The 20,726-nt window shown below is 63.5% G+C and carries 19 protein-coding genes; 11 read left to right on the forward strand and 8 right to left on the reverse strand.

Translation table 11 applies throughout. From position 1 onward, the window contains the following. Positions 1–45 precede the first annotated feature (45 nt). A complete protein-coding gene (locus FV139_RS10135) occupies positions 46–810 on the forward strand; it encodes an SDR family oxidoreductase (RefSeq protein WP_148068316.1) in 765 nt (254 codons plus the stop codon). A 9-nt stretch (positions 811–819) separates the two neighbouring features. Here the strand turns inward: FV139_RS10135 and FV139_RS10140 are convergent, their stop codons facing one another. After that, the gene (locus FV139_RS10140; RefSeq protein ID WP_148068317.1) at positions 820–1,548 is read right to left on the reverse strand and encodes a cupin domain-containing protein; all 729 of its coding nucleotides are present in this window, start codon (positions 1,546–1,548) and stop codon (positions 820–822) included. A 569-nt stretch (positions 1,549–2,117) separates the two neighbouring features. On the opposite strand from FV139_RS10140, the gene FV139_RS10145 reads away from it, so the two are divergent. After that, positions 2,118–3,086: a 2-hydroxyacid dehydrogenase gene (locus tag FV139_RS10145; protein WP_148068318.1), complete on the forward strand. Its 969-nt coding sequence runs from the start codon at positions 2,118–2,120 to the stop codon at positions 3,084–3,086. 22 nt (positions 3,087–3,108) lie between these two features. On the opposite strand, the gene FV139_RS10150 is transcribed toward FV139_RS10145, so the two are convergent. Beyond that, positions 3,109–3,687: a DUF4136 domain-containing protein gene (locus FV139_RS10150; RefSeq protein WP_148068319.1), complete on the reverse strand. Its 579-nt coding sequence runs from the start codon at positions 3,685–3,687 to the stop codon at positions 3,109–3,111. 157 nt (positions 3,688–3,844) lie between these two features. On the opposite strand from FV139_RS10150, the gene FV139_RS10155 reads away from it, so the two are divergent. Then, the gene (locus tag FV139_RS10155) at positions 3,845–4,828 is read left to right on the forward strand and encodes a LysR family transcriptional regulator (protein WP_148068320.1); all 984 of its coding nucleotides are present in this window, start codon (positions 3,845–3,847) and stop codon (positions 4,826–4,828) included. Positions 4,829–4,838: 10 nt separating this feature from the next. Here FV139_RS10155 and FV139_RS10160 read toward each other — a convergent pair whose 3' ends face one another. Then, entirely contained in the window at positions 4,839–5,720 is an 882-nt protein-coding gene (locus FV139_RS10160) for an AraC family transcriptional regulator (protein WP_148068321.1), read from the reverse strand. A 191-nt stretch (positions 5,721–5,911) separates the two neighbouring features. Here FV139_RS10160 and FV139_RS10165 point away from each other — a divergent pair, with 191 nt between their 5' ends. The 6 genes from FV139_RS10165 to mmsB all read left to right on the forward strand — a co-directional run bounded on the left by FV139_RS10165 (position 5,912) and on the right by mmsB (position 12,044). Further along, positions 5,912–6,298 carry a cupin domain-containing protein gene (locus tag FV139_RS10165; protein ID WP_148068322.1) on the forward strand — a complete coding sequence of 129 codons (387 nt, stop codon included), beginning with the start codon at positions 5,912–5,914 and terminating at the stop codon, positions 6,296–6,298. 170 nt (positions 6,299–6,468) lie between these two features. After that, on the forward strand, positions 6,469–7,968 hold the full coding sequence (locus FV139_RS10170) for a CoA-acylating methylmalonate-semialdehyde dehydrogenase (RefSeq protein WP_148068323.1): 1,500 nt from the start codon (positions 6,469–6,471) through the stop codon (positions 7,966–7,968). 102 nt (positions 7,969–8,070) lie between these two features. Continuing rightward, positions 8,071–9,231 (forward strand): acyl-CoA dehydrogenase family protein, encoded by a 1,161-nt coding sequence (locus tag FV139_RS10175; protein WP_148068324.1) that lies wholly within the window; start codon positions 8,071–8,073, stop codon positions 9,229–9,231. Further along, positions 9,228–10,016, forward strand: coding sequence for an enoyl-CoA hydratase (locus FV139_RS10180; RefSeq protein WP_148068325.1), 789 nt, complete (start codon positions 9,228–9,230; stop codon positions 10,014–10,016). The genes FV139_RS10175 and FV139_RS10180 overlap by 4 nt, the downstream gene beginning before the upstream one ends. 9 nt (positions 10,017–10,025) lie before the next feature. Continuing rightward, the gene (locus FV139_RS10185) at positions 10,026–11,138 is read left to right on the forward strand and encodes an enoyl-CoA hydratase/isomerase family protein (protein WP_148068326.1); all 1,113 of its coding nucleotides are present in this window, start codon (positions 10,026–10,028) and stop codon (positions 11,136–11,138) included. A gap of 21 nt (positions 11,139–11,159) precedes the next feature. Next, positions 11,160–12,044 carry a 3-hydroxyisobutyrate dehydrogenase gene (gene mmsB / locus FV139_RS10190; RefSeq protein ID WP_187276475.1) on the forward strand — a complete coding sequence of 295 codons (885 nt, stop codon included), beginning with the start codon at positions 11,160–11,162 and terminating at the stop codon, positions 12,042–12,044. 7 nt (positions 12,045–12,051) lie between these two features. Here mmsB and FV139_RS10195 read toward each other — a convergent pair whose 3' ends face one another. The 5 genes from FV139_RS10195 to gorA are packed head-to-tail and all read right to left on the reverse strand — an operon-like array spanning position 12,052 to position 18,351. Continuing rightward, entirely contained in the window at positions 12,052–12,237 is a 186-nt protein-coding gene (locus FV139_RS10195; RefSeq protein ID WP_148068328.1) for a hypothetical protein, read from the reverse strand. 12 nt (positions 12,238–12,249) lie between these two features. Then, positions 12,250–13,191 carry a DUF4340 domain-containing protein gene (locus tag FV139_RS10200; protein WP_187276476.1) on the reverse strand — a complete coding sequence of 314 codons (942 nt, stop codon included), beginning with the start codon at positions 13,189–13,191 and terminating at the stop codon, positions 12,250–12,252. Then, on the reverse strand, positions 13,188–16,019 hold the full coding sequence (locus FV139_RS10205; protein WP_148068330.1) for a Gldg family protein: 2,832 nt from the start codon (positions 16,017–16,019) through the stop codon (positions 13,188–13,190). The genes FV139_RS10200 and FV139_RS10205 overlap by 4 nt, the downstream gene beginning before the upstream one ends. Next, entirely contained in the window at positions 16,016–16,948 is a 933-nt protein-coding gene (locus FV139_RS10210; protein ID WP_148068331.1) for an ABC transporter ATP-binding protein, read from the reverse strand. The genes FV139_RS10205 and FV139_RS10210 overlap by 4 nt, the downstream gene beginning before the upstream one ends. 44 nt (positions 16,949–16,992) lie before the next feature. After that, positions 16,993–18,351: a glutathione-disulfide reductase gene (gorA, locus tag FV139_RS10215; protein WP_148068332.1), complete on the reverse strand. Its 1,359-nt coding sequence runs from the start codon at positions 18,349–18,351 to the stop codon at positions 16,993–16,995. A 123-nt stretch (positions 18,352–18,474) separates the two neighbouring features. Between gorA and FV139_RS10220 the strand changes: the two genes are divergently transcribed. After that, entirely contained in the window at positions 18,475–19,842 is a 1,368-nt protein-coding gene (locus tag FV139_RS10220) for a serine hydrolase domain-containing protein (RefSeq protein ID WP_148068333.1), read from the forward strand. Beyond that, on the forward strand, positions 19,835–20,647 hold the full coding sequence (locus FV139_RS10225) for an MOSC domain-containing protein (RefSeq protein WP_187276477.1): 813 nt from the start codon (positions 19,835–19,837) through the stop codon (positions 20,645–20,647). Before FV139_RS10220 ends, FV139_RS10225 begins: the two co-directional genes overlap by 8 nt. The last annotated feature ends 79 nt before the right edge of the window (positions 20,648–20,726 follow it).

Genomic DNA, 20,726 nt, shown 5'->3' on the forward strand with positions numbered 1-20,726 from the left:
GAAAAAAAGCCGACATAGTCAAATTGGCACTGAAGGAGGTTAGTCATGTCCACGAATCTGTTCGACCTGGGAGGGAAGGTTGCCCTGGTCAGCGGCGCCAGCCGCGGGATCGGGGAAGCCATTGCCAGATTGCTGGCGCAACAGGGAGCCCATGTGATCGTCTCCAGCCGCAAGCAGGCCGATTGCCAGCGGGTGGCCGACGAGATTGTCGCCGCCGGCGGCAGCGCCGAGGCCTTCCCCTGTCACGTGGGCAGCATGGAAGATATCGCCGCCCTGTTTGAACACATTCGCAGCACTCATTCCCGGCTTGATATCAGTGTCAATAACGCCGCGACCAACCCCTACTTTGGCCACGTCCTCGACACCGACCTGGCCGCCTTTACCAAGACCGTCGACGTCAATATCCGCGGCTATTTCTTCATGTCAGTGGAGGCGGGCAGGATCATGCGCGACCAGGGGGGCGGCGTTATCGTCAACACCGCATCCATCAATGCGCTGCAGCCCGGGGCCATGCAGGCGATTTACTCCATTACCAAGGCCGCCGTGGTCAACATGACCAAGGCTTTCGCCAAGGAGTGCGGGGGGCTCGGTATTCGCTGCAATGCCCTGCTGCCCGGACTGACCCGGACCAAATTCGCCGGTGCGCTGTTTGATAACGAAGACATCTACGAGACCGTAAAAAGCCAGATCCCGATGGGTCGCCATGCGGAGCCGGAAGAAATGGCCGGTACGGTGCTTTACCTGGTGTCAGACGCCAGCAGCTATACCAATGGCGAATGTATCGTGGTGGACGGCGGCGTCACCCTCTAGGGGTGACGGTCAGGCGCCGACAGCCTGCGGGGCGTCCTGCTCGTCGGGGGCCTCTCGCAGGTAGGTGAAACCACCTTCCTTGATGTAGAGCTCGCAGTACTCATTGCTGGTGGGAGTGAGTGAACCCCCGGCGGGAATCCGCAGCCAGCAGTGGGTGCCGTAGGTACCCTGCGCGTCGGCGAAGCTGCCCTTGAGTACAAACAGCTCTGCACCGCGGGGGAAGTTGACTTGCCCCAGATCGCCAGGGCAGTCCCAGGCTTCCAGCCGCATGAAGTCGGTGTAGGGCTCCTGGGCGTAGAGTTTCTTCCACTGGGAATTGCGACGCACCGAGGGCTGCCAGGGGCGGTCGAGGGTCTGGATGGCCACCTTGTCGCGGTCGGCGCCGGGGTACTGGCGCAATTTCACCAACAGGGTACAACCCTCCTTCGACCACGGTGCGTGCCGGAAGCCCTCGGGATTGAGCAGATAGCTACCGGCGGGCCAGTCGCCCTGTTCATCGGAAAACACGCCCTCCAGGACCAGGATTTCCTCGCCCTGGGGGTGGTCGTGGCTGGGGAAGCGGGCGCCGGGTTCGTAGCGCACTACGGAGGTGACCTGCCCGGATTCGGCGGGGCCGACCCGGTGCACGCGCCTGCGCCAGACCTCCGCGCCGGGGCTTGCGCTCCAGGGCATGCTCTGTGTATCGACGACCACGCGCTTGCTGAGGTCGCCATTGATGGCTTGGTTTTCGTCTGTCATTGCGGGATTAACCTGTTGGGGCCGGGTCTTGTGCCCGGCTGATGGTATTTGGACTCTGGTGGGGCGGGGTGGTTCCCCTCGTTGAATATCAGGATAGCTTCGTAGGATGATCTCGACTAGTGCGTTCTTTGTGGTCGGGTAGCGGTGCGATCACCGGGTGACCTTTCCCGGACACGCCGTGAATCCATCCATGGAGGCTTCACTGCGACATCCTTGTCGCAGAGAGTCCGGGAAAGGTCACCCGGCAATCACACCTTCGCCCAAAACTTCGCGACTTCTGCCGGAGTTCCTCGCAAGCAGCCCGTTGTATGAGTTTCTGACGCTGGAATTGAGTCCAAATTGAAGTCGTGGCGTGTGGAGGGCCTGCGACAGACTCTATGAGGCATGGATGCCGAGTAGAAGCGTACATGGATGTATTCACAGCGGGTCTGGCGCAGGCCCTCCACATGACACGACGCCACCAAACCTGAAAAATGGTGATTCATGATGGAATAACACGAAGTGAGAAACCGTTGGGTTTTTAGACTTCACGCTATTGCCGTTAAAACACTTTGGGTTATTCTCAAAGCATGAACAAAAAAGTTTTCGTGACCCATCAGCTTCCCGGTGAGCGCATTCACGAGCTCGCCGAATTGTGCGACCTCAACCTGTGGATGGGGCCCGGACTGCTGCCGCCCGAGGAATTGCGGGAAGAACTGGAAGACTGCCACGGCCTGCTCTGCCTGCTTACCGATCGCCTCGATAGCAGCGTCATTGCAGGTGCGGAGCATCTGGAGTTTGTCTCCAGCATGTCCGTCGGAGTCGACCATATCGACGTCAATGCCATGAGCGCCCGCGGCATACCCGTGGGGAACACCCCGGGCGTACTGGTAGATACCACCGCCGACACCGCCTTCGCCCTGTTGCTCGCCGCCGCGCGCCGGGTGGGCGAGGCAGACCGTTTCGTGCGCCAGGGCAACTGGCGCGAAGAGAATGCCTGGGCACCGGACTTCTTTACCGGCAAGGACGTCAGTGGCGCCACCCTGGGGATTGTCGGGCTGGGGGCGATTGGTCAGGCTGTGGCGAAGCGGGCCCAGGGTTTCGGCATGGAAGTGCTCGGCTGGTCCCGCAGCGGGCGTGACGTACCCGGGGTCAACAGTGTGTCGCTGGATGAATTGTTATTGCGCAGCGATTTCGTCAGCGTGCATACCGCGCTGGTGCCGGAAACCCGGCATATGCTCGACGCCGAGCGAATCGCGAGCATGAAACCGGGTGCGGTGCTGGTCAATGCCGCCCGGGGCGGCATTGTCGATGAGGTCGCACTGGCGGAGGCGCTGGTGCGTGGCCACCTCTACGCCGCCGGGATCGACGTATTCGAGCGCGAACCCCTGCCCGCGGACAACCCTCTGCTGCATCTGCCCAACGTGGTGCTGACGCCACACATCGGTAGCGCGACCACCATCACCCGGGCACGGATGGCGGACCTGGCAGTGGGAAATATCATCGCTGCACTGGGCGGCGAGCCCATGCCCCACTGTGTGAATCCCGCCGTTTACTAGCCCACCGTCGGCTGCAGGCCCCTCACTCCGCCTTGGGTAGCGGTCGCAGGCCGTGCTTGATGGCAGTGTTCACGGTTTTCTTCATTGCATCCACGTCGGTCTGGTTCACCCGGTCGATGATCTTGGTCACCACTACCCGCCAGACTTCTTCCCTGCGCTCGACATCGTTGAACTGCAGCCCGATGTTACTGGTTTCCTTCACGCCCCCCAGGGCGATGGCGTTATCGACGCTGGCCTGGTCGACGTTGCGGTTGGGAATCTGGCCGGGGTAGGGCGAAATGTTGCTGGCCTGTTCAGCGGTTGCCCCCATGCGCAGGCCTTGGGCGTAGACATAATCCACGCTGAACTGGGCCTGGCCGGGATCCAGCACATAGCCCTTGGCCTGCAGCTCGCGGTCCACGGCGCGGCGCAGCATGGGATCGACGAGATAAATCGGATCGGTGGAGTTGCGTTTGTTGTCCAGGGGTTCGCTGCGCCACTTGTAATAGCGATAGTTGCCTGCTTCGAATTTGGCGGTGTCGTCGGGACGTGTTTCCACGCCGCTGCAGGCGGCGATCGAAAGGATCAGCAAGGCGATGGACAGAAGTCGGGTGCGCAGCATGAAGGGCCTCTTTATGGATGGGTATCTGGCAGGCGGGTAAATGGTAGCAGTACCACCGTACGGCAGCCACAGCAGATGCCGGAAGGCAGGAAAAAGCGGTGCAGGGCCGCGAGGGCTTTGGTAGCATCGGTGACAACAGAACGAAACTGGGCCTGCGATGATTTCCAGAAAGTTGATCCGCACCGATCTCAACCTGCTGGTCGCCCTGCAGATACTCCTGGAAGAACGCAATGTCACTCGCGCCGCGGAACGACTCTCGGTATCGCAGCCGGCCCTCAGTAAAACCCTGCAGAAGCTGCGCGAGTCTTTCGAAGACGAACTGTTTACACGCACCGCCCACGGCCTTGTGCCCACACCGCGCGCGGAAGTGCTGGCGCGGGACCTGCCGGCGCTGCTGGAAAGTGTCGAGCAGGTACTGGGCAGCGACGAATTCAATCCCGAGACCTTCGTCGGCAGCTTCAAGCTGTTGCTGCCCCCCATTGTCAGCGAGGGCCTGCTGCCCGGACTGGTAGCGGAATTGCGTGAAATCGCGCCGCAGATACAGATTATCGCCGGGGAGGTCACGCCCGATTACCAGGAGCGCCTGAAAAAGGGCGAAGTGGACTTTGCCGCCTTCGTCGTCCCGGAGACCGAACGGGATATTCTTGCCGAGCCGATCACTGCCCGGCCCCCGCGCTGCTACATGCGCATGGGCCACCCGCTGATGGGCACGGAATTCAGCCTGAAGGAATTTCTCGCCTACCCCCACCTCCGCCTCTACCTGCCGGGGCTTACCCGGGCCAACTCCTCCATGGTGGACGACGTGCTGGGGCAGTACGGCGTGCACCGTACCATCGCCCTGGAAACCACCCAGTTTGCGGCCGCAGTCGGTGTACTTGCCCGCACCGATTCCCTGCTGGTGGCCAACGCCGGGTTTGAGCAGAGCGGACTATACCGCGACCTGATCACCGGCGCCGACCTGCCCCAGGAACTGCAGCGCATGATTCGCAATACCCACAGCGAACATCGCGGCAAGATGTCCCTCGTACGCCATACCCGGACCTCGCGCAGCGCGCCCCACCAGTGGTTGCGCTCGCTGCTGATGAAACACCTCACCAGCAGTGCCCTCGAAGCGGACGACGGCAGCCACGTCGCTGCCTGAAGGTGGTAGCTTACTTGCGTACCGAGCTCCGGTAGTCCCGGGGTGAGAGTCCCATCGTTTTCCGGAACAGTCGGGAGAAATACAGCGGATCCTCGTAGCCCACAGCCGCGGCAATGGCCTTTACGCTCATGTCGGAGCCGTCCAGCAACTGGCAGGCGTACTCGATTTTCATGTGCAGGAAGTGCTTGATCGGGGAGTAGCCGGTCAGGGCCTTGTAGCGGCCGGAAAAGTGATATTTCGACAGGTGGGCCACCTCGGCCAGGTCGTCAAGTTCCAGACTCTGGTGAATATTGTCCTGCATGTAGGACTGCAGGGCCTCCAGGTCCAGGCCGGTGGGGTGACTCGCCTGTTCGCGGTTGGCTTCCAGGGCAAACTGGGTAAACAGGTGCCGCAGCTGGTTGGCGGCATTGATGAAGGCGCGGCTGCTGTAGCCTGTCTTGCCCACCGCCAACAGGCTGTGGAACCCCGCCGCCAGTGCCGGTGCCAACCCCACCCGCACCACCGGCCGGCCCTCCCGGTAGCCCATGTACTCGGTGAACAGGCGTGAACTGACACCCTGGAAATGCACCCAGTACAGCGTCCAGGGATGGCTGCGGCCAGCGGTGTAGCTGTGGGCCAGGCCCTGGGGCAACAGCATCAGGTCGCCGGCAGTGATCGGGTAGCGGGTGTCGCCAACCCGAAGCCGGCCCTCGCCGTCCACGCAATACAGCAGCAGGTTGTCGTCGTGCCGGGGGCGCCGCATGCGGTGGCCTTTGGCCTGGGGGTAGTAACCCATGGCGGTGGGGTAGCAGTCCCGGGTCAGGGGGTGGCGGTGCAACTGCTCCAGCAGAAAGGCCGGTGTCAGCAGGCGCACACCCTGGGGGGGCAGGGGCCATTGGGAGGGGCTGCTCATGGTGGCGTTGTGGTATCCGTTCTCAGGCCGCAGGGCCGATAGTATCAGCCCGGCGCCAGACCGTCCGGTTTTGGGTTTTGCGCACCCCAGCGTCTATGCTTATCGAGTGGCTTCGAGTTACCGCGAAACACCGGAAGATGGCGGTTGTGATTGCGGCGCTGCCTGGCATCGATCAAAGGAGAGAAGGCTGAATGAACAAAAATCTGACTGGTCTGTTTTTTGCGATATTGCTGTCAATGGCTGCGCCATGGCTTGCGGCGGAAGTCACGCCGGAGCAGCTGCTGAAGACCACGCTCGAACGGGATCCCGAGGTTGAAGTGATTGTTACCCGGGTGACCATGTCACCTCAATCCGGGCTGTCGAAGCATCTTCATCCGGGGGACGAATTCGCCTATATCCTTGGGGGCTCCGTCACCCTTCGACAGGAGGACAAGGATGACCAGCAGGTCAGTGAGGGCGAGCTTGTGCACATCGCTCCGCAGCAGGTGCACAGCGCTACCGCGGGAGCCGAGGGCGTGCGGCTACTGGTCTTTCGTGTGCACCCCTCGGGGCAGCCCGTGCGGGTGCTTGTGGAATAACACGGTTATTGATCGACCGATTTGATAGCGATAATCCCTATATCCACCCTTTAAGGGTTATATGGCAGCAATAAAGTCCATATAGATCGCAACTTCGTGAATATGCCCTTCTCCGGGGACCTGCTACCTTTAGAGTTTAACGATTCTGATAAACCCGCAGGTAGCTAACAATGACAGTCCAGGTCCCCCTGTTCATCAACGGTGAATTTGTCCAGAGCTCCAGCAGCAACAAGCTGCCGGTAACCAACCCCGCCAGCCAGCAGCTGCTGGCCGAAGTGCCCATGGCCACCGAGTCCGAGGTGGAAGCCGCCATCGCCAGTGCCAGTGAGGCCTTCAAGACCTGGCGCAATGTGCCCGTGGCCGAGCGCGCGCGCCTGATGATGCGCTACGTGGCCCTGCTAAAAGAGCACCACGACGAACTGGGTGAGATCCTGTCCCAGGACACTGGCAAAACCTTCGAGGACGCCAAGGGTGATGTCTGGCGCGGTATCGAGGTGGTCGAGCAGGCCGCCAATATCGGTTCCAACATGATGGGTGAAACCGTCGAGAATGTGGCCAATGGCATCGATACCTACAGTTATATCCAGCCCATTGGTGTATGCGCCGGTATCACGCCGTTCAACTTCCCGGCGATGATTCCCCTGTGGATGTATCCCCTGGCCATTGCCGCCGGCAACACCTTCGTACTCAAGCCCTCCGAGCAGGATCCGCTGACGCCGGTGCGTCTGGTTGAGCTGTTCATCGAGGCCGGCGCACCCAAGGGCGTGCTGAACATGGTGCACGGTGGTGCCGATGTGGTTAACCAGATCCTGACTCACCCGGAAATCCAGGCTATCTCCTTCGTCGGGTCTTCCCGCGTAGGTGATCACATCTATCGCACCGGTACCGACGCCGGCAAGCGGGTGCAGTGCATGATGGGCGCCAAGAACCACATGGTGGTAATGCCCGACGCCGACAAGAACGGCACCCTGAACGCGTTGGTCGGTGCATCTGCGGGCGCTGCCGGTCAACGCTGCATGGCGATTTCCGTGGCGGTATTCGTCGGCGAGTCGAAAGAGTGGATCGGTGAGCTCAGCGAGCGCATGGCCACGGCTCGTCCGGGTGCCTGGAACGACGCCGGCGCCAGCTACGGTCCGATAATCTCCCGCCCGGCTTACGAAAAAGTGCTCGGCCTCATCCAGAAAGGCAAGGACGAGGGCGCCACCTGTCTGCTCGACGGCAGCGACTGCGTGGTCGACGGTTTGCCTGACGGCAACTGGGTGGGCCCCACCCTGTTCGCCGACGTTACCACCGACATGGCGATCTACCAGGAAGAAATCTTCGGACCGGTTCTGTGCTGTATCACCGTCGACACCCTGGATGAGGCTATCGAGCTGATCAACGCCTGTCCCTACGGCAACGGCACCTCGATCTTCACCAACTCCGGCGGCGCCGCGCGCAAGTACCAGCACGAAATCCTGGTGGGCCAGGTGGGTATCAATATTCCCATCCCGGTGCCGCTGCCCTTCTTCTCCTTCACTGGCTGGCGCGGCTCCTTCCGCGGCGACCTGCACGCTTACGGCAAGCAGGCGGTGCGTTTCTATACCGAAACCAAGACCATCACCGCGCGCTGGACTCACTCCGAGGCGACTACCTCGAAGCAGCCCAACATGAGCATTAACCTGCGCTAATACCCTTGAAGGATCCGCTCGGGGCCCGGTTGAGATCACCGGCCCCGATCGTTTCTGTCACCCAGCGGGCCACGCGGCCCGACAATAACACCGGGGGTAAGCTTGGACTTTTCTCTTAGCGACGACCAGAAAGCCTTTGTCGAAAGCGCCCGCGCCTTCAGCGAGGGTGCACTGGCGCCGATGGCGGCCGAGTGGGATGCGACAGCGTATTTTCCCAAGGATGTTCTCGCCCAGGCGGGTGAACTCGGCTTCATGGGCATGTATACGCCGGAGCGCGCCGGTGGACTCGGCATGGGCCGCCTCGACGCCAGCCTGATTGTGGAAGAGCTGGCCAAGGGCTGTACCACCACCGCTGCGTTTCTCACCATTCACAACATGGCCACCAGCATGGTGGGCAAGTACGGCAGCGAGGAACTGATCGAAACCTGGTGCCATGAGCTGACCATGGGCAGCAAGCTGGCGTCCTACTGCCTGACCGAGCCCGGTGCGGGCTCCGACGCCGCTTCCCTGCGCACGACCGCAACCCGCGATGGTGACGACTATGTCGTCAACGGCAGCAAGGTGTTCATCTCGGGTGCCGGCGAAACCGACGCGCTTGTCGTCATGCTGCGTACCGGCGATGCGGGCCCCAAGGGCATTACCGCGCTGTTGATTCCCGCCGATGCGGAGGGCGTTAGCTACGGCAAGAAAGAAGAGAAAATGGGCTGGAACGCCCAGCCCACCCGGATGATCAGTTTCGACAATGTGCGGGTGCCGGTGGCTAACCGCCTCGGCGCAGAGGGACAGGGCTTTGCCATCGCCATGGAAGGACTCGACGGTGGCCGCATCAATATCGCCACCTGCAGCGTCGGTACTGCCCAGCAGGCACTGGAGGAGGTCGCGGCCTACGTGCAGGAGCGCAAGCAGTTCGGCAGCGAGATCGCCGCGTTCCAGAATACCCAGTTCAAACTGGCGGACATGCTGACGGAGCTGGTGGCGGCACGCCAGATGGTGCGGCTGGCCGCTTACAAACTGGACACGGGCGACAGTCAGGCCTCCACCTACTGTGCCATGGCCAAGCGATTCGCCACCGATGCCGGTTTCACTATCTGTAACGATGCCCTGCAGTTGCTGGGTGGCTACGGTTACATCCGCGAGTACCCGATGGAGCGCCATGTGCGCGACACCCGGGTACACCAGATCCTGGAAGGGACCAACGAAATCATGCGCGTCATCATCTCTCGCAAAATGCTGATGGACGGCGCCCTGGAGATAATCAAATGAGCTTGAGCACATCCGACAAGATCAAGGTGGAACTGCGCGGCCACACCGCCCTGGTCACCATCGACAATCCCGCCGCCAACACCTGGGATACCGAAAGCCTGCCCGCCCTGAAGGCGCTGGTGGAAACCCTCAATGAAGAGCGCGATGTTTACGCGCTGGTATTGACCGGCGCTGGCGAGAAGTTTTTCTCGGCGGGTGCCGACCTGAAAATTTTCGCCGACGGTGACCCGGAAAAAGCAGGCGCTATGGCGCGCTACTTTGGCGAGGCCTTCGAGACCCTGGCCGACTTTCGCGGCGTGTCGATAGCCGCCATCAATGGCTTTGCCATGGGTGGTGGCCTGGAGGTTGCCCTGGCCTGCGATATCCGCATCGCCGAAGAGCAGGCGCAGATGGCCCTGCCGGAAGCGAAGGTAGGCCTGCTGCCCTGTGCCGGCGGCACCCAACGCCTGTCCTGGCTGGTGGGCGAGGGCTGGGCCAAGCGCATGATTCTCTGCGGCGAGCGGATCACTGCTGCCACCGCCGAGAAGATTGGCCTGGTGGAAGAAGTGGTCGGCAGGGGAGAGGCGCTGGAGAAGGCCTTGGCCCTGGCGGAGCAGGTGGGTGAGCAGAGCCCCTCCTCCATCGGCCGCTGCAAGACGTTGATCCACAGTGCACGCGACAAGGCATTGGATGATGGCCTTGCCGGCGAGCGGGACCTGTTCGTGGAGCTGTTTTCCACCGAAGACCAGCGCGAAGGGGTCAACGCCTTCCTGGAGAAGCGCAAACCCGAGTGGAAGAACCGCTGAGGAGTCCCCATGAGCGAAGCAGCTGTACTGTTTGACGAACTGCCCGCCAGTGCGGGCCGGATCGGCCGGATCACCCTGAACGTACCCGGTACTCTCAACTCCCTCACCCTGGACATGGTAGACCTGCTGCAGGGACAGCTGGATGCCTGGGCCGCGGATGACAGCATTGCCGCGATCTTTATCGAGGGCAGCGGTGACAAGGCATTCTGCGCCGGCGGTGACGTGCAGGCCCTGCACCGCTCGGCGGTAGAGCAGCCCGGCGGGCCCTGTGACTATGCAGAGAACTTTTTTACCCGCGAATACCGCATGAACTACACCCTGCACACCTACCCCAAACCGCTGGTGTGCTGGGGACACGGTATTGTGATGGGCGGCGGGCTCGGTGTCATGGCCGGCTGTAACCACCGGGTGGTAACCGAGGCGACCCGCATCGCCATGCCGGAGGTGACCATTGCCCTGTTCCCCGACGTGGGCGGAAGCTGGTTCCTCAATCACATGCCCGGCAAGGCCGGCCAGTTCCTGGCCCTTACGGGTGCCTCGATCAATGCCGCCGACGCCCTGTACACCGGCCTGGCGGATCGCTTCATCGCCAGCGAATACAAGGATGCGGTACTGGCATCCCTGCTGGAGCAGGGCTGGACCCTGAGTCCCGCGGAAAATCACGCCCTGGTACGCCATTGCCTGCGGCCCTTCGCCGAGCGCAGCCTGGGGAGTGTACCGCCGGCCCAGGTGGAGCCGCACATGGCTACCATCAACCGGCTGTGCGATGGCGACAGCGTGCACGAAGTGATCGACAACATCGTCAGCCAGCAGACCGAAGACCCCTGGCTGGCCCGGGCGCGGGACAGCCTCGCCCACGGCTCCAGCCTGGCGGCCCTGTGGATCGATCGCCAGCTGATCGCCACCCGGCACGCTTCGCTCAAAGAGGTCTTTCAGGCCGAAATCCAGCTCGCCACCAATATCGTCCGCTACCCGGAATTCGCCGAGGGTGTGCGCGCGCTGCTGATCGACAAGGACCGCAACCCGGCCTGGCAATACGCTAACTCCCGGGCCGTGCCCGAAGAACTGCTGGACGGATTTTTCCATGCCCCCTGGGCGGAAAACCCCCTGGCCAATCTGTAACCAGCAAAAAGGACTATCAACATGGCTAATGTCGCATTTATCGGCCTGGGCAACATGGGCGGCCCGATGGCCGCCAATCTGGTCAAGGCAGGGCACTCGGTTACCGTATTCGATCTATCCGAGGTAGCGTGCAAAACCCTCGCCGAGGCCGGTGCCACCGTTGCTGCCAGCGCTTCCGAGGCCGCCCGTGAGGTGGACTACGTCATCAGCATGCTGCCGGCGGGCAAACATGTTGCCGGACTCTATCTCGGTGCAGACGGCCTGCTGGCCCAGTTGGACGGGCACACCACGGTGCTGGATTGCTCCACTATCGATGCCGCCACTGCGCGGCAAGTGGGGGAGGCCGCCAGCGCTGCCGGTATCGGCTTCATGGACACGCCGGTGTCCGGCGGGGTGGCAGCGGCAGCGGCGGGTACCCTTGCGTTCATGTGCGGTGGGGGTGCCGACACCTTCGAGAAGGCGAAGGTGATCCTGGCCGATATGGGCAAGAACATCTTTCACGCCGGGCCGGCGGGTGCCGGCCAGGTCGCCAAGGGCTGCAACAATATGCTGCTGGCGATCCACATGATCGGTACCTGCGAGGCGCTGGAGATGGGGGCCCGCAACGGGCTGGACCCGAAAGTGCTGTCGGAAATCATGCTGGCCAGTTCCGGCCGCAACTGGTCGCTGGAAGTGTACAACCCCTATCCCGGAGTGATGGAGCAGGCCCCGGCCAGCAACGACTACAGGCCGGGATTCATGGTCGACCTGATGGTCAAGGACCTGGGGCTGGCACTGGAAATTGCCGAGCAGAGCGAGTTCGAGAACCCCATGGGGCAGCTTGCACGCAAGCTCTATGCCGAACACCAGTTCGCCGGTAATGGCGCCCGGGATTTCTCCAGTATCCTGCAGAAGCTGCAGGCCTGAGATGTCCTCAGTTTTCTCCGTCGAGTTCCTGTAGCCGGCTCTCGGCGGAGTCCTTGAGCGTCTGCTCGACGCTTTCGGCTTTTTCCAGGGGCCGCTTGATCGCCTCTTCCAGCCCTGCTTCGGGATCATCCCGGGCGCAACCTGCGCCCAGCGCAAGGGTAATGCCCATTACCAACAAGCTCAGTGCTCTCATGGCCAGCCTCCTTCAGTTGCCGGTTTCCTCGATCGATTTCGATGGTGCCACCTGGGCGGCGCTTGCGCCAGTCAGCCGTTGCCGGTCGAACTGCAGCAGTGCGAGGTACTGGCGCGGATCGACGATAAAAAACAGGGGATAGCGGGCGTCCTTGGCGTAGAACTGTCCCTCCAGCACCAACAGCTCAAGCACCCGGTCCTGGCCGCCCTGGCGCAGGCGAATAATGCGCTGGGCCGCGCCGTCCTCGGCCAGGCTGCGCTGCATATCCTCGTCGGCAAGGCCGGTGACCTTCAGTTCGCGCAGCAGTTTCAGGAGTCGCTCCACTGCCTTGCCGTCTGCTCTGTGACCGTCTCTGGTGCGCCATTGCTGGTCATTGCTGCGCTCCAGCCTGAGCCCGGCTATCTCCATCCGGGAGGGCGCTGCCACCTGTAGCAGGTTGCGGTCCAGCCAGGCGTTGGCGGTCGCCGGAGCGTCGTGATTGCTGTAGCGCAGGCTGTAGATATCGTTGCTGCGACTATTGCGGGCATACACCTGGCGGTAGGCGGGGGAGCGGCCCAGGTAGACGGTTTCCAGCAGTTCCTGGCCGTGGTAGAAACCAAGCCGCCGGTGAAACTGGTAGGACGTCACCCGATAGCGCTGACGGGCGGCAGCGGAGTTGGCAACCGGGAAGCCGTGGGGCTGGCGGGCCAGGGTCTCCAGCAGGCGGGTGACTCGCTGCTGGCTGGCCGGCAGGTTTTGCAGCTCCGGCAGCAGCCACTGGCCGTGTACCTGGCGTAGCACCACCTCGCTGTCGGCGGCGTCCGCAATCCGGATCTCGTCCACCTGCAATTCCCGACCGGCGGGCAGGAGCTGCTGGCGTTCATCGAGCTCGTTCTTGCCGGACCAGGCCAGCACGCCCGCCAGGAGAACCTGCACCGCCAGCAGGAACAGCAGGGCGAGAATAGTGCGGTTCACAGGGCCAGCTCCCGCCGGTAGCGCCTGCGGCGCAGACGCTGCCGCAACCAGCTCAGCGCCGCTATCAGCAGGAGCAACAGCAGCGCCAGACCATAGTTGAAATACTCGATGAAGCTCTGGGCCCGGTCGGTCATGGCCGGCAGGGTGCGATTGTACTGACCGCGCGAGCGGATACTGAGCAGGGTATCGTCCTGCAGCGCCCAGTCCAGCGTGTTCATGAACATTTCCAGGCTGCCGTGGTACTGGGTGCCACTGGCGGCGATACTGGCGTTGAGCATCTGGTCGTCGAGGAAGTCGTTGGAGGCAAATACCACCAGCCGTGCAGAATGGGGAGAGTGTTCCAGCAGGGGCTGCAGCGCGCTGGCCCCGGAGTCTGCCGCGGATTCAGGGCGCGGGTGCTCCTTGAACCAGGACTGGAAGCGTCCGCGCAGTATGGTGCCGACGGCGAAGCTGCCGCGTTCCGCTCCGGGCTCGAAATGGGTCCTGCCCTGGGCATCCACGGTGGGGGCGATGTCACTGCTGCGTGACAGCCAGGCGCCGCTGGAGCTGCGCAGGAGCGTGAGGTTCTTCCTCCCGCGTGCAGGCGTGACCTGCAGGGGCGAAGCCCAGCCCATGGTGGCCTGCGGCAGGCTGGCGGTGACCGGGTGTTCACGGTGCAGCCCCGGCGGCCTCAGGTCGAGAAAGTAGGGGTAGTCCAGCAGATGTACGTCGCGGAACTGTTGCCCTCCGCGCTGGCGTATTACCGGTACCGGGAAGGGGCTGCTCTGGGGGTCCATGACCAGGCTGTCATCGATGCTGATGCCCTGGAATTCGAGCCATTCCTCCAGGCCGCTGGGCCAGGGCAGCAGGCGCATTTCGGCATCGGAGATTTCGGTACTGAAGGGGGAGGTGGCCAGTACGACAGTGCCGCCGCGCATCAGGAACTGGTCGATGGCATACACCGCCCGGGGACCGAGGCTGTGCGGCGCCATGACCGCGAGGATGTCGGCTTCGGGGCTGACGCTGCCATCGTCGAGCTGTTCCATGCGCAGGCTGTAGCCCTCGCTGATCTGCTGCTCCAGCTGCCTGAAGGTTGGGGCGCCAAGGTGGTGTTCTGCCATCCGCGCCTGCACAGCGGGTAGTGACAGGGCGACCGTGCGAGTGACACTGTCGGCAAAGCGGCGCAGCCCTGCATTGAGCGTCTTGCGGAAATCATCGGGGTCGAAGCTGCCCGTGGGGATCTGCACCACCTGGTGGCTATCCTCCAGGGTCAGGTAGAAATAAAACTCACCGCCTTCGCCCACCGCAGTCACCATGGGCTGGAAGCCCCACTTGTCCCGCAGGACGTTGGCAATGGCGCCATTCTGGTCTGCGGGGTCGACCCAGCGCACGCTGAGCATACCGCCGGAAGCCTCGACGCTTTGTTCGAGCTGCGCGGCGATCGAACGCCGGTAGGCGCTGAGCAGGGGGGGCAGGCTGTCTTCACTGGAGACGTAGGCCACCAGCTGTACCGGTCGGTCCAGTCCGGTGAAAGGGTCGCCGCCGGCCCGCTGCCGCTTCAGTACATCGCGAATGGCTCGGGTGAGGTTGAACTCGGGGTTGCGCAGGCGCACCTCGGCCTGACGATTGGCGGCAGTGCGAACTTCCACCAGCTGGCTGAATCCCAGGGCCTCGAATTCTTCGCCATAGGTCACCAGTACCTGGAACCAGGCGTTCACCAGGGAGGCCTGGTGACGGTCGGCGACCTGGAAAGGCCGGGCGCGAAGTCCGTAGCGGTCGATCGCCTCCCGTTCCAGTTCCGGATAATCGGCGGGGTCGATGATCTCCACCTTCACCCGGCCGCCGGAGACCGCGGCGTATTCGGCCAGCAGATCTCTCAGCCGGGGCACCAGCGGTGCCAGTTGGGGGTGCTGACGGGCGCTGAAATAGCCCCGCAGCAGCAGGGGTTCCTCCAGCCGCCCGAGGAAGCGCCGGGTGGTGTCCGACAGGGAGTAGCGCTGGTCTGCGGTGACATCCAGCCGCAGGCCCGGCAGGAGTTGCAGCCAGACGTTGGCCAGCAACAGGTTGGCCACCAGCAACAGGGTGACGGCGCGCCAGTCGCGGTGGCGCCGGCTGTGGGCCCGGGACCAGCGGACCCGCTCCAGGGCGTAGACATTCAACGCCAGGAACAGGCCGCAAAGGCAGAGGTAGTAGTACAGGTCGCGCAGGTCCAGGACACCGCGCCCGATACTTTCGAAGCGTGAACCGCTACCGAGGGCCCTCAGCAGGCCGGCCCCGCTGTCGCCGAAGAATCCGGTCATCAGCGGGCTGCCGAGCAGGTACAGGCCGCCACACAGCGCGACCGAACCCAGCAGGGCGACGATGGTATTCCCGGTACAGGCGGATACGAACAGCCCTGCGGCGAGGTAGGCGGCCCCGAGCAGTACGGCGGCCAGGTAGCCCGCGGCCACCGGGCCGGGGTCCAGTTCACTGATCAGGGCCACCGTAATCGGCAGCGGCAGCGTCAGCAGCAGGGCAATGAGTAACAGGACCAGGCTGGCGAGAAACTTGCCGTAGACAAACCGGCTGATACCGATTGGCAGGGTCAGCACGTGTTCCAGGGTGCCGCGACTGCGCTCTTCGCTCCAGGCTCGCATGGTGATGGCGGGGCAGAGAAAGGCCAGCAGCAGCGGCATCCACTGGAACAGGGGGCGGACGTCTGCCACGTTGCGGGCGAAAAAGGATTCCACCCAGAAAAACACAAACAGGGTCGCGCCCGCGAACCCGGCGAGGAACAGCCAGGCCACCGGCGAGGAGAAGTACTGGCCGAGTTCCTTGGCGGCGACCCGGCGGATCACGGACTCGCTCATTCCGCTGGCGCCTCGCTGCCAGTGGCTTCCCGAAACACGGTTTCGAGGTCGCGCCGGGACGCCTGCAGGGTGATCAGTCCGGCGTCGTTGGCTTGCACGCACTGCGCCGCCAGCCCCGCGGTGGTGTCGAGTTCCCCCTGTTCGGCGAGGAGCAGCAGGTAGCCGTTTTCCGCGAGACGGCTTTCGACCCCGGCAACCCCCGGCAGGCGTTCCAGTTGGTGACGCAGAGCCTCGGAGGGTGTGTCTACCCGCAGCAACAGGCTGCAACTGCGGCGCAGATCGGCCATGCCGGCATCGAGGGCAATCCGTCCCTCGTGCATGATCAGCACCCGCTCGCAGAGTGCCTCGACTTCCTGCAGGATGTGGGTCGAGAGAATCACCGTGGCGCGTCGGGCGAGGCGCTGGATGAGCTCCCGCATGTGGCGATTCTGCTCCGGGTCCAGTCCGTTACCGGGCTCGTCCAGAATCAGCAGGCGCGGGTTTCCGAGAATCGCCTGGGCTACCCCGACCCGTTGTTTCAGGCCGCGGGAAAGAGTGTCGATGCGATCCAGGGCTCGCGTTCCCAATTCCGTCGCCAGCAGCGCGTCCCGCACGGCACGCGAACGTTCTTCCCGCGCTATCCCCTTGCAGGTGGCGACGTAGTCGAGGTAATCCGCCACCATCATGTCGGGGTACACGGGCGGGTCTTCCGGCAGGTAGCCAAGGGTGCGCTGCACCGCACGGCAACCGCCGGCGTAGTCGTGGCCGGCCACCACGAGGCTGCCGGCGGTAGGTTCCAGGTAGCCGCTGAGCATCTTCATGACAGTGGTCTTGCCGGCGCCGTTGTGGCCCAGCAGGCCGATGATGCCATTGTGTTCGACGCGGAAACTCACCCGGTTGACGGCGGTGGTGTTGCCGTAGCGGCGAGTGAGTGATTGGGCCTCGATCATGGGCTTGGCGCTGATCTTCTGCGGATGTGTCCCGGGCCCGGAATTCAGCCCGCGCTCCACTCGTCACGCATGGTGACGAACTCTTCTGCCGCCGTGGGGTGAATTCCGATGGTGGAATCGAACATGGCCTTGGTGGCCCCGGCGCGCATGGCAATGGCCAGGCCCTGCATGATTTCACCGGCGTCGGGTCCCACCATGTGCGCCCCCACCACGCGATCAGTCGCGTCTTCGACGATCAGTTTCATGAAGGAGCGTTCGTCGCGGCCGCTGATCGTGTGTTTCATGGGCCGGAACGCCGACTTGTAAAGGCGTAACCTGCCAAAGTGTTCGTGGGCCTCGTCCTCGGTGTAGCCCACCGTGCCGATATTGGGCTGGCAGAACACCGCCGTGGGGATGTAGTCGTAGTCCACCGCCTGCTCCAGCTTGCCGAACTGGCGGCGCGCAAAGGACATGCCTTCAGCGAGGGCTACCGGGGTGAGTTCCTCGCCGCCCGTCACGTCACCGAGGGCATAGATGCTGGGTTCGCTGGTGTTGTAGTGCTCGTCCACGGCGATGTAACCGCCTTCGTCGAGCCGGACGTTGACGTTTTCCAGCCCCAGCCCTTCCAGGTGGGGTTTGCGGCCGGTAGCGTACAGCACGCAGTCGGTTTCGATCCGGGTGCCATCGGTCAGGTCCAGCTCTAGTGCGCCATTGCTGCGGCGTATTGCCGTGACGTTGGTTTCAAAGCGCAGGTCGACGCCGGTCTTGGCGATTTCCTGGGCGGCGTGGGCGCGGATGTCCGGGTCGAAACCGCGCAGGAACAGGGGCCCGCGATAGAGCTGGGTAACCCGTGAGCCAAGCCCGTTGAAGATGCCCGCAAACTCCACCGCGATATAGCCTCCGCCCACCACCACCAGGCGCTCGGGAAACTCCTCCAGGTCGAAGACTTCATTGGAGGTGATCGCGAACTCCCGGCCGGGAATGTCGGGTACGTGGGGCCAGCCGCCGGTGGCGATCAGGATTTTGCCGGTGCTGTATTCGCGTTTACCCACCGCGACCGTGTTGGCGTCCACGATCCGGGCCCGGCCTTCGACGATGGTGACGTCCTGGCCTTCCAGCAGTCGCTCGTAGATGGCATTGAGGCGGCTGATTTCGGTTTTCTTGTTGTCGCGCAGGGTGGCCCAGTCGAAGGATGGCTTGTGACTGTCCCAGCCGAACTCGCGGGCATCCTCGAAGGCCTTGCTGTATTCGGAGGCGTAAACGTAAAGCTTTTTCGGTACACAGCCCACGTTGACGCAGGTGCCGCCCATGTAGCGGTCTTCGGCCACCGCCACCCGGGCGCCATAGCCCGCGGCCATCCGCGCCGCGCGTACCCCGCCCGAGCCGGCACCTATCACAAACAGGTCAAAATCCAGGGCAGTCATCCGTGTTCCTCCACAGCGGTGGGTTGGCTGGGTAAAAAGAGGGAAAAAGTTTAACAGTGTTGCGCTTTGGGCTGTACCGCGCGGCCCGGTAATATGGGCGCTTTTGCGAGTCGCGGAAACTATATGCGAAAAGTGGCGACGGTCGGAGTGTTGCTGTGCGGGCTGGTGCTCTTGCTGTGGTGGGCGGCGCGCCCGGCATTGCAGGTCGCAGTCGGTTATACCGCCAAGCAACTCTGCTCCGGAATACTGGTCTCCGGTTTGCCGCTGGACGCGGTCTGGGCGCGGGACGTGGCACCGCGCATGGCGATTATCGGACCGCTGCGTGGCGCATTGCGGCAGGGAGTGCAAGCGGACGCGGGCGGAGTAAGCAGTCGGTTTCTGGGTGTCTCGGCCCGGGCAGAGCATCGTCGCGAGGCGGGTTGCACCCTGTTTGGCGAGCCCGCTTCGCCGCCGAAGCCAGCGGGGGACTTTCGCTGGGCTGGCGCGACCGACGCTCCGGAAGACGGCCCCTTCGCCGACGCCCTGGATGCCGCTTTCGGCGAACCCGGCGGCGGTGGGCGGAATACCCTGGCTGTGCTGGTTTCCCACCGGGGGCAGCTCGTCGGGGAGCGCTACCGGCCCCCGGTGTCGCCCGCCACCCGCCTGCAGGGCTGGTCGATGAACAAGAGCCTGATGGCGACCTGGGTTGGCCTGCAGGTGCAGCGTGGTGATCTGTCACTGGATAGTCCGGTGGCTGACGCGCTGCGAGCAGAGGGGCGGGATGATCTTGCCGGGGCGGTTGATCCCGGGCTCAATCTCGGCCACCTCCTGCACATGGAGAGCGGGCTCGGTTTCGAGGAGACCTACGCGCCCGGTGACGACGCCACGCGCATGTTGTACCGGAGTCGGGCAATGTGGGCGGTGGCACCGGCGACCGGGCAGGCCTACAGCCCCGGCGAGCACTTCAGTTACTCCAGTGGCGACACCAATGTCGCCTCCATGATCTGGCAACGGTCCCTGGGGGAGCGAGGTTACCGCGACTGGCTTGCGGACAATTTTTCCGGGCCACTCGGCTTGCAGCATCCCGTCTATGAGGCGGATGCATCCGGCGTGCAGGTGGGCTCTTCCTACACTTACCTGCGAGGGCGGGACTGGTTAAGAGTGGGGCAGCTCTGGCTGGACGCCTGGCATGGGCGCAGCGATGTATTGTCTCAGGCGTGGCAGCGGGCGGCGGTGACGCCCCGCCCCTCGTCGCGGGATGGCCAGTATGGCCGTGGCTTCTGGCTGAATACGGCGGGCGCCAGTTTTTCCCGGCTGCCGGAGACACTGTTTTACGCGTCGGGTAACGGCAGTCAGGCGGTGGTGGTATTTCCCGAGCAGGAACTGGTGGTAGTGCGGCTGGGCCTGACCACAACCGGTGTCGACAGCGGCCTGGAGTCACTGCTCGAGGCTGTTTTCAGTGAACACCAGCCTGTAGTCGACGCCGGCCTTGGGGGGGAAGCAAGTGACTGAATGTATCCTCGAATCGATTCATATCTACCCGCTGAAGTCCTGCGGCGGCATAGCGCTCGGCGAAGTCGACCTGGATCGCTTTGGGCCGGTTGGCGACCGCCGCTGGATGGTGGTAGAGCCCTCGGGGCAGTTTCTCAGTCAGCGCCAGGTGCCGGCCATGGCCCTGCTCGGAGTGAGGGTGGAGTCCTGTGGCGGGCTGTTGTTGACACGCGAGGGCTCCGTTTGCGAGGTGCCGGTACCCGGCGCAGGGGCGCTGGCCCTGGAAGTGACCGTATGGTCTGACAGGGTGCCTGCCCTCGATGCCGGGGACGCTGCGGCAACCTGGCTGACCCGGGCGCTCGGGCGGCCCTGCAGGCTGGTGTACATGGCGGATGAGACTCGCCGCCCGGTGGACCTGGACTATGCTCTGCGGGGGGAAACCGTGAGTTTTGCCGATGGTTTCCCCCTGTTGCTGATATCGGCTGCCTCACTGGCGGAACTCAACAACCGACTGGCGCAAAATGGCCATCCCGCTGTGCCAATGAACCGCTTTCGCCCGAACCTGGTGGTGTCCGGCTGCGGGCCATTTGCCGAAGACGGCTGGCGCAGAATCCGTATCGGGGGGGTAGAGCTGCAGGTTGCCAAGCCCTGCGCTCGCTGCGCGATTCCCGCCATCGACCAGTCCAGTGGGGAACGCGATCCGTATATAAACCGGGCGCTGGCCGCGTTTCGCCGCTTCGACGGCCAGATACTGTTCGGGCAGAACCTGCTGTATCAGCAGGGCGGCACAATCGGTGTGGGCGACCCGGTGGAAGTACTGGAATGAGAACTGGCGGACAATTACCGCCCCCCGGGGTGGGGATTTCAGGCGATTTCCGGTATGGTGGCGCCGCTTAAAAAATGAG

Source organism: Parahaliea maris (genome assembly GCF_008064665.1).
In the GTDB taxonomy this organism is placed as follows: domain Bacteria; phylum Pseudomonadota; class Gammaproteobacteria; order Pseudomonadales; family Halieaceae; genus Parahaliea; species Parahaliea maris.